We start from the raw sequence: 6,548 nt of genomic DNA on the forward strand, positions 1-6,548 counted from the left end.
ATGACTCAGGTGGGTTAATTATGGCAAAAGAATTTAGTCGCACACGTCGTATTGGACAGCAACTCCAGCAAGAACTGGCTATGGTGCTGCAACGCGATATGAAAGATCCTCGCATTGGCTTTGTCACTGTGAATGATGTAGAAGTTTCTCGTGATTTAAGTTATGCCCGAGTATTTGTTACTTTTTTCGAAGAAGACATTACGTTAGTTGAACAGAAAATTGCCGCATTAACGGCTGCAGCACCTTATATCCGCACCTTGATCGCCGGACGGATGAAGCTACGTGTCATGCCAGAGCTACGTTTTATGTACGACAGTTCATTAGTTGAAGGCATGCGCATGTCTAACCTTGTTAGTCAGGTAATTACTAAAGACAAACAGAAACAGCAAGACAGTGGCCGTGCTGATGAAATCGACCAAGACGAAACCCAGGAGAAAGATTAATGGCTCGTCGTCAAAAAGGTCGTTTTATTGATGGTATTGTTTTACTTGATAAAGGTACTGGCATCAGCTCAAACCATGCTTTACAGCGGGTCAAACGCTTTTTTAATGCAAACAAAGCAGGGCATACTGGTGCACTCGATCCTTTAGCGACAGGCATGTTGCCTGTTTGTTTAGGAGAAGCGACCAAGTTTTCTCAACATCTGCTTGATGCTGATAAACGTTATACCGTTATCGCTAAGCTTGGCCAACGTACTGATACCAGTGATTCAGACGGTGAAATTGTTCAAGAGCGTGAGATTAACTTCACTCAAGATCAATTACAGCTGGCTTTAGAAAGCTTTCGTGGCGATACCATGCAAGTTCCATCAATGTTTTCAGCCTTAAAGCATCAAGGGCAACCATTATACAAGTATGCTCGAGAAGGGATTGAAGTCCCGCGCGAAGCAAGACCTATAACGGTTTTTGAATTGAACTTTCTAGGTTTAGAAGGTGATGAGTTAACCTTGGATATTCACTGTTCTAAAGGCACTTATATCAGAACCATCATTGATGATCTTGGTGAAATGCTAGGCTGTGGTGCCCATGTTATTATGCTGCGTCGTACTCAGGTTGCTGAGTACCCGTACGAAAAAATGGTGACGTTAGCACAACTTGAAGCATTGATAGAGTCTGCTAAAGAACAAGGTATACCTGCCAGTGAGTTATTGGACCCACTCTTGTTGCCAATGGATACTGCTGTTGCAAATTTTACTGAGATAAACTTGCCAGAATCCATGCTGTATTACGTGATGCAAGGGCAAGCAGTACAGGCCTCAGGTTTAAAGCCTAATGAATTGGTTCGTATCACAATTGGTGAACAACACCAGTTTGTCGGTATTGGCAGTATGAATGACGATGGTCAACTTGCACCGAAACGTTTGATTGTGATCCGCAACGAAGATAGCGCCTCTTCCGTTGATTAATTGATCCCCATTGCGTGATACGAAATTAATTTGTATTGCTCTAATGGTTAATTCTAGTTAGAATGTCGCGCCTCCTTTAGCTGAGTTAGTGATCGGCTAAAGATTATTTATATATATTTTGGAGATACACATGTCACTAAGTGCTGAAGCTAAAGCAAAAATTCTAGCTGAATTCGGTCGTTGCGAAAACGATACTGGTTCAACTGAAGTTCAAGTTGCTTTATTAACTGCTCAAATCAACCACCTTCAAGGTCACTTTAAAACGCACATTCACGACCACCACTCTCGTCGTGGTTTGTTACGTATGGTTAGCGCTCGTCGTAAGCTTACTGCTTATTTAAAGCGTACTGACGTTGCACGTTATACTGCGTTGATCCAGAAGTTAGGTTTACGTCGTTAATTCGATTTTGGCTTGCTAAGGCAAGTCTAAAACGTTAAAAAAGGAGGCATAGCCTCCTTTTTTGTTATCTAAACAAAGTGGTTTAGAGCTGAATTATTTGCGCGCTTTGTGTGGCAATATATTTGTTTTCAAACTCATCCAACGGCAAAGGTTTACTGTAAAAAAATCCTTGACCAATTGGGCAATCATTTTCTCGAAGCCAGTTCAGTTGCTCTTCATTTTCAATGCCTTCGGCAACAATCGATAAGTTTAATTGCCTGCCCAACATCAAGATAGTGGATGCTATTGCACTGTCATGGGGTAAGTCGCTGACAAAAGCGCGATCAATTTTCATGGTAGTGATAGGTAAGTGTCTAAGGTACGACAAGGAAGAATAACCCGTCCCGAAGTCATCAACCGCAATACCAAACCCAGCAGATTTTAATTGCTCAAGTTTGGCAATGGCTTGTTCAATATCATTCATTAGTGATGTTTCAGTAATTTCGATTTCTAATAACTCTGGTCTGATTTGATAGCGTAATGCTAACTGCTTTATATCGGGCACTAAACTGGCATCAGCAAATTGTTGGGATGCTACGTTTACCGCAATCGGTATCACGTAGTTATACTTTTTCTGCCAATCCCTGAGCGTTTTACAGGTTTGTTCTATTACCCAGCGTCCAATAGGAATAATAATACCGGTTTCTTCCGCCACAGGAATGAATGACATTGGACTGATAATACGTCCGTCTTTTTGCCAGCGGATTAAGGCTTCACAGCCAATAACCTTATTGGTATTGATATCAAGTTTGGGTTGGAAAAATAATACGAACTCATTATTTTTTAAAGCATCATGTAAAGAGGCTTCCGTTCGAAGTCTAACGGCTGCCCGTTCTGTCATTTGCTCTTTGAAGAATGCCCACTGATTTGAACCGGCAGCTTTGGCGCTGTACATGGCAATGTCAGCATGGCGGATTAAGTCTTCAGCACTATTACCATCATCGGGATAGATAGAGATACCTATTGATGCAGCAGGATGAATAGTATGTTCATTTAATTGTAACGGTGTGTTGAGTTGCATCAGCAGTTTATCGACAAAGTCAGCTGCTTGTACCGGACTTTGAATGTCATCGGCTAGCACAACAAATTCATCCCCACCTAAACGAGCAACGCTACCTTTGTCACCAACTACGCGCTCAAGGATCCGTGCAATTCTTGCTAAAAACTGATCGCCCAAAGCATGACCTAAAGAATCGTTAACGTTTTTGAAGCGGTCTAAATCGATAAACAATAGGGCAAAATTACGTTTATGTACTCGTGAGCGCTGAATAGTAACGTTAAGGGTTTCAAGTAACAGGGTGCGATTAGGTAAGCCTGTGAGAGGATCGCGGGTTGCCATTTTACGCAGTTTATTTTGTGTTTGGCTAAATTGCAGCAGTATTTGGTTAAACTTACTGGCAACCAACCCTAATTCGTCATCTTTATGAGCTTTAGATATAGGCAGTAAGTTTTCGTCGGGTGAATCTGGGTCAATTTTATCAATTGCCTCGCTGATACGAGCGATGGGCTGGGTTAAGAAGCGATGAAATACGACAGTTAATACTAAAGTTAGAAGTAATGCCCGAGCTAAAGTAGCGATAAAGCTCAGTTGCAATTGATCAAAAAGATGAGTGGTTAATTTTTGAGTATCATAAAATATGGTTAAGCTACCAATTAATTGCTGTTTCTGGCTTCCTTCAAAATAAAATGGTCTATAAAGCGGGCGTGATATCTCTTTCAAGTCGCCAAAAAGTCGATTGCTTAATATGACGTAGTTTTCAGAAAAGTCTTCTCCCTCATTCACTACACTCACAAAAAGAGAACCATCATCGAGTTCTAATGTAGCCGCCCGAATATTATCGACTTTAATGATACCTTCTAATGTTTGTTGGGCCAGTTTATCGTCTAGTGCCCAAACGGCATTGGTGGTTGTTTGTTCGACAGAGTTAAGTAGTTCTTGTTGCGAACTGGTCAACTGCTGTTTTGTGGTCACCACAACTAATGCTATTTCCACAACAAAAATCGCGATAGCGAAAAAAAGTGCTGTGAATACGACCAGATTTGTTTGCTTCCAAGTTAATGATTTAAATCTTGGTGTCATTATTTATTCCATGTCTTTGATGACTGATGGTTATTTGTCTGCTTTTTATGTGTGTTTTAAGACAAATAAACTCGTGTTTCTATTTGCGTAACAAGTTGAATCATTGAAAAGAAAACGCTAATACGCCCAACTCACTTTAGTCAAATTAGCCAAGATTGTCACCTCTATTTATTAGATTAACCTTGATTGATTGTAATTTGAATAATCGCTAATGCGGATAAGTTATCATTTGGTAGATAAATGCATTTAATTATTAATAAATGGATCACTTGAGGGCCTGTTTTAAAAGAAAAAAATTAAATTTTTCAACAAGTGATAAGTGTCTATTTAACTATTGAATCTATTTGAAGTATACTTGTGCGCGTATTTTAAAGGTCATTAATTAAGGAATGGGTCACGTGAATCCAATTGTAAAGAGTTTTGAGTATGGTCAACATACAGTCACCTTAGAAACAGGTGTTATTGCACGCCAAGCTGATGCCGCGGTATTAGCAAGCATGGGCGATACAACTGTCCTTGTAACTGTTGTTGGTAAAAAGGTTGCGGATTTAAGCCGTGATTTCTTCCCATTGACAGTTAACTATCAAGAGAAAACATACGCAGCGGGTAAAATCCCAGGCGGTTTCTTTAAGCGTGAAGGTCGTCCATCAGAAGATGAAACTTTGATTGCACGTCTTATTGACCGTCCTATTCGTCCTTTATTTCCTAACGGTTTTAAAAATGAAGTTCAGGTTATCATTACTGTTGTGTCTGTAGACCCGCAAATTGAGCCAGATATTATCTCAATGATTGGTACTTCTGCGGCACTTGCGATTTCTGGTATTCCATTCAATGGTCCACTAGGTGCGGCACGTGTTGGTTATATCAACGGTGAATACTTACTTAACCCATCAGTCGATCAGGTTGCTCAAAGCGATTTGGATCTGGTTGTCGCGGGTACTCAAAGTGCAGTGTTGATGGTTGAGTCTGAAGCGAAATCTCTTGCTGAAGAAATCATGCTAGGAGCAGTAACTTACGGTCATGATCAACAACAAGTAGTCGTTAATGCGATTGCAGAATTCAAAGCAGAAGCTGGTAAACCAACTTGGGATTGGACTGCACCCGTTCAAGATCAAGATTTAGTTGCTAAAATTAAAGATTTAGCTGAAGTGGGCATGACTGAAGCTTATCAAATCGAAGTTAAGCAAGACCGTTACGCACAAGTCGGTGTAGTTAAAGCTGCTGCTAAAGCTGCATTAGTTGCTGAAAACCCCGATGTTGATCAACGTGAAGTTGATAACTTATTGGGCAGCTTAGAGAAAAATGTTGTTCGTAGTCGTATTATTAGTGGCAAGCCACGTATTGATGGCCGTGAACCTGACATGATCCGCGCATTAAGCGTGTTGGCTGGTGTACTTCCACGTACTCATGGCAGTTCATTATTTACTCGTGGTGAAACTCAAGCCTTAGTAACTTGTACTCTTGGTACTGAACGTGATGCACAAAAAATTGATAGCATCATGGGTGAGCGTACTAACCGGTTCATGCTTCATTACAACTTCCCTCCATATTCAGTTGGTGAAACTGGCATGGTTGGTTCACCTAAGCGTCGCGAAATCGGTCACGGTAAGCTAGCTTGGCGTGGTATGAATGCAGTGATGCCTTCTGCTGAAGAATTCCCATACAGCATCCGAGTGGTTTCAGAAATTACTGAATCTAACGGTTCAAGCTCTATGGCTTCTGTTTGTGGCACTTCATTAGCATTGATGGATGCCGGTGTACCGATTAAGTCTTCTGTTGCTGGTATTGCAATGGGTCTAGTAAAAGAAGGTGACGATTTTGTTGTCCTTTCTGACATTTTAGGTGATGAAGATCACTTAGGTGACATGGACTTTAAAGTAGCCGGTACCCGTGATGGTATTACTGCATTGCAGATGGATATCAAAATCGAAGGTATCACTAAAGAAATTATGGACATCGCTTTGCAACAAGCATACGGCGCTCGAGTTCATATTCTTAACGTGATGGATCAAGCCATTGGTTCGCACCGCGATGATATTTCTGACCATGCACCACGTATTACGACTATCAAGATTAACCCTGAGAAGATCCGTGATGTCATTGGTAAAGGTGGTGCAACTATTCGTGCACTTACCGAAGAGACTGGCACCACTATCGAATTAGACGACAACGGTACAGTTAAAATTGCTTCTAATAATGGTGAAGCAACCAAAGAAGCTATCCGCCGTATTGAAGAAATCACTGCGGAAGTAGAAGTGGGTCGCATTTATAACGGTAAAGTTATCCGTATTGTTGATTTCGGCGCATTTATTAACATTCTTCCTGGTAAAGACGGCCTAGTGCATATTTCACAAATCAGTGATGAGCGCGTTGCTAATGTTTCTGATCATTTAGAAATGAACCAAGAAGTTGCTGTTAAAGTGATGGAAGTGGATCGTCAAGGTCGCGTACGTTTATCAATTAAAGAAGCGCAAACTAAAGAAACAGCTGAATAAGTTGCCGATTTAGGCTTTTGTATTGAATGAAGAATAAGGAGGCCATTTGGTCTAATGCCAGTCAGATAAGCTGACTGGCGTTATTTTTTGTGTGGATATTTACTGATTTTTCGTTTCACTTGCCTTGGA

General features: G+C 40.9%; 5 protein-coding genes. 4 read left to right on the plus strand and 1 reads right to left on the minus strand.

Annotated elements, in window-relative coordinates:
• The first annotated feature begins 20 nt into the window (after positions 1-20).
• The 3 genes from rbfA to rpsO all read left to right on the plus strand — a co-directional run bounded on the left by rbfA (position 21) and on the right by rpsO (position 1,805).
• Positions 21-443 carry a 30S ribosome-binding factor RbfA gene (rbfA, locus tag OHT75_RS05450; protein ID WP_188840572.1) on the plus strand — a complete coding sequence of 141 codons (423 nt, stop codon included), beginning with the start codon at positions 21-23 and terminating at the stop codon, positions 441-443.
• Positions 443-1,405: a tRNA pseudouridine(55) synthase TruB gene (gene truB, locus OHT75_RS05455; protein WP_264725454.1), complete on the plus strand. Its 963-nt coding sequence runs from the start codon at positions 443-445 to the stop codon at positions 1,403-1,405. The genes rbfA and truB overlap by 1 nt, the downstream gene beginning before the upstream one ends.
• 130 nt (positions 1,406-1,535) lie before the next feature.
• Entirely contained in the window at positions 1,536-1,805 is a 270-nt protein-coding gene (gene rpsO, locus OHT75_RS05460; protein WP_188840574.1) for a 30S ribosomal protein S15, read from the plus strand.
• Positions 1,806-1,887: 82 nt separating this feature from the next.
• On the opposite strand, the gene OHT75_RS05465 is transcribed toward rpsO, so the two are convergent.
• Positions 1,888-3,924, minus strand: a complete 2,037-nt coding sequence (locus tag OHT75_RS05465; RefSeq protein WP_264725455.1) for a putative bifunctional diguanylate cyclase/phosphodiesterase — start codon at positions 3,922-3,924, stop codon at positions 1,888-1,890.
• 398 nt (positions 3,925-4,322) lie between these two features.
• Between OHT75_RS05465 and pnp the strand changes: the two genes are divergently transcribed.
• Complete coding sequence (pnp, locus tag OHT75_RS05470; RefSeq protein WP_264725456.1) at positions 4,323-6,419, plus strand: polyribonucleotide nucleotidyltransferase; 2,097 nt, start codon at positions 4,323-4,325, stop codon at positions 6,417-6,419.
• Positions 6,420-6,548: the final 129 nt, after the last annotated feature.

It is taken from the genome of Shewanella subflava (assembly GCF_025971955.1).
Classification (GTDB): domain Bacteria; phylum Pseudomonadota; class Gammaproteobacteria; order Enterobacterales; family Shewanellaceae; genus Shewanella; species Shewanella subflava.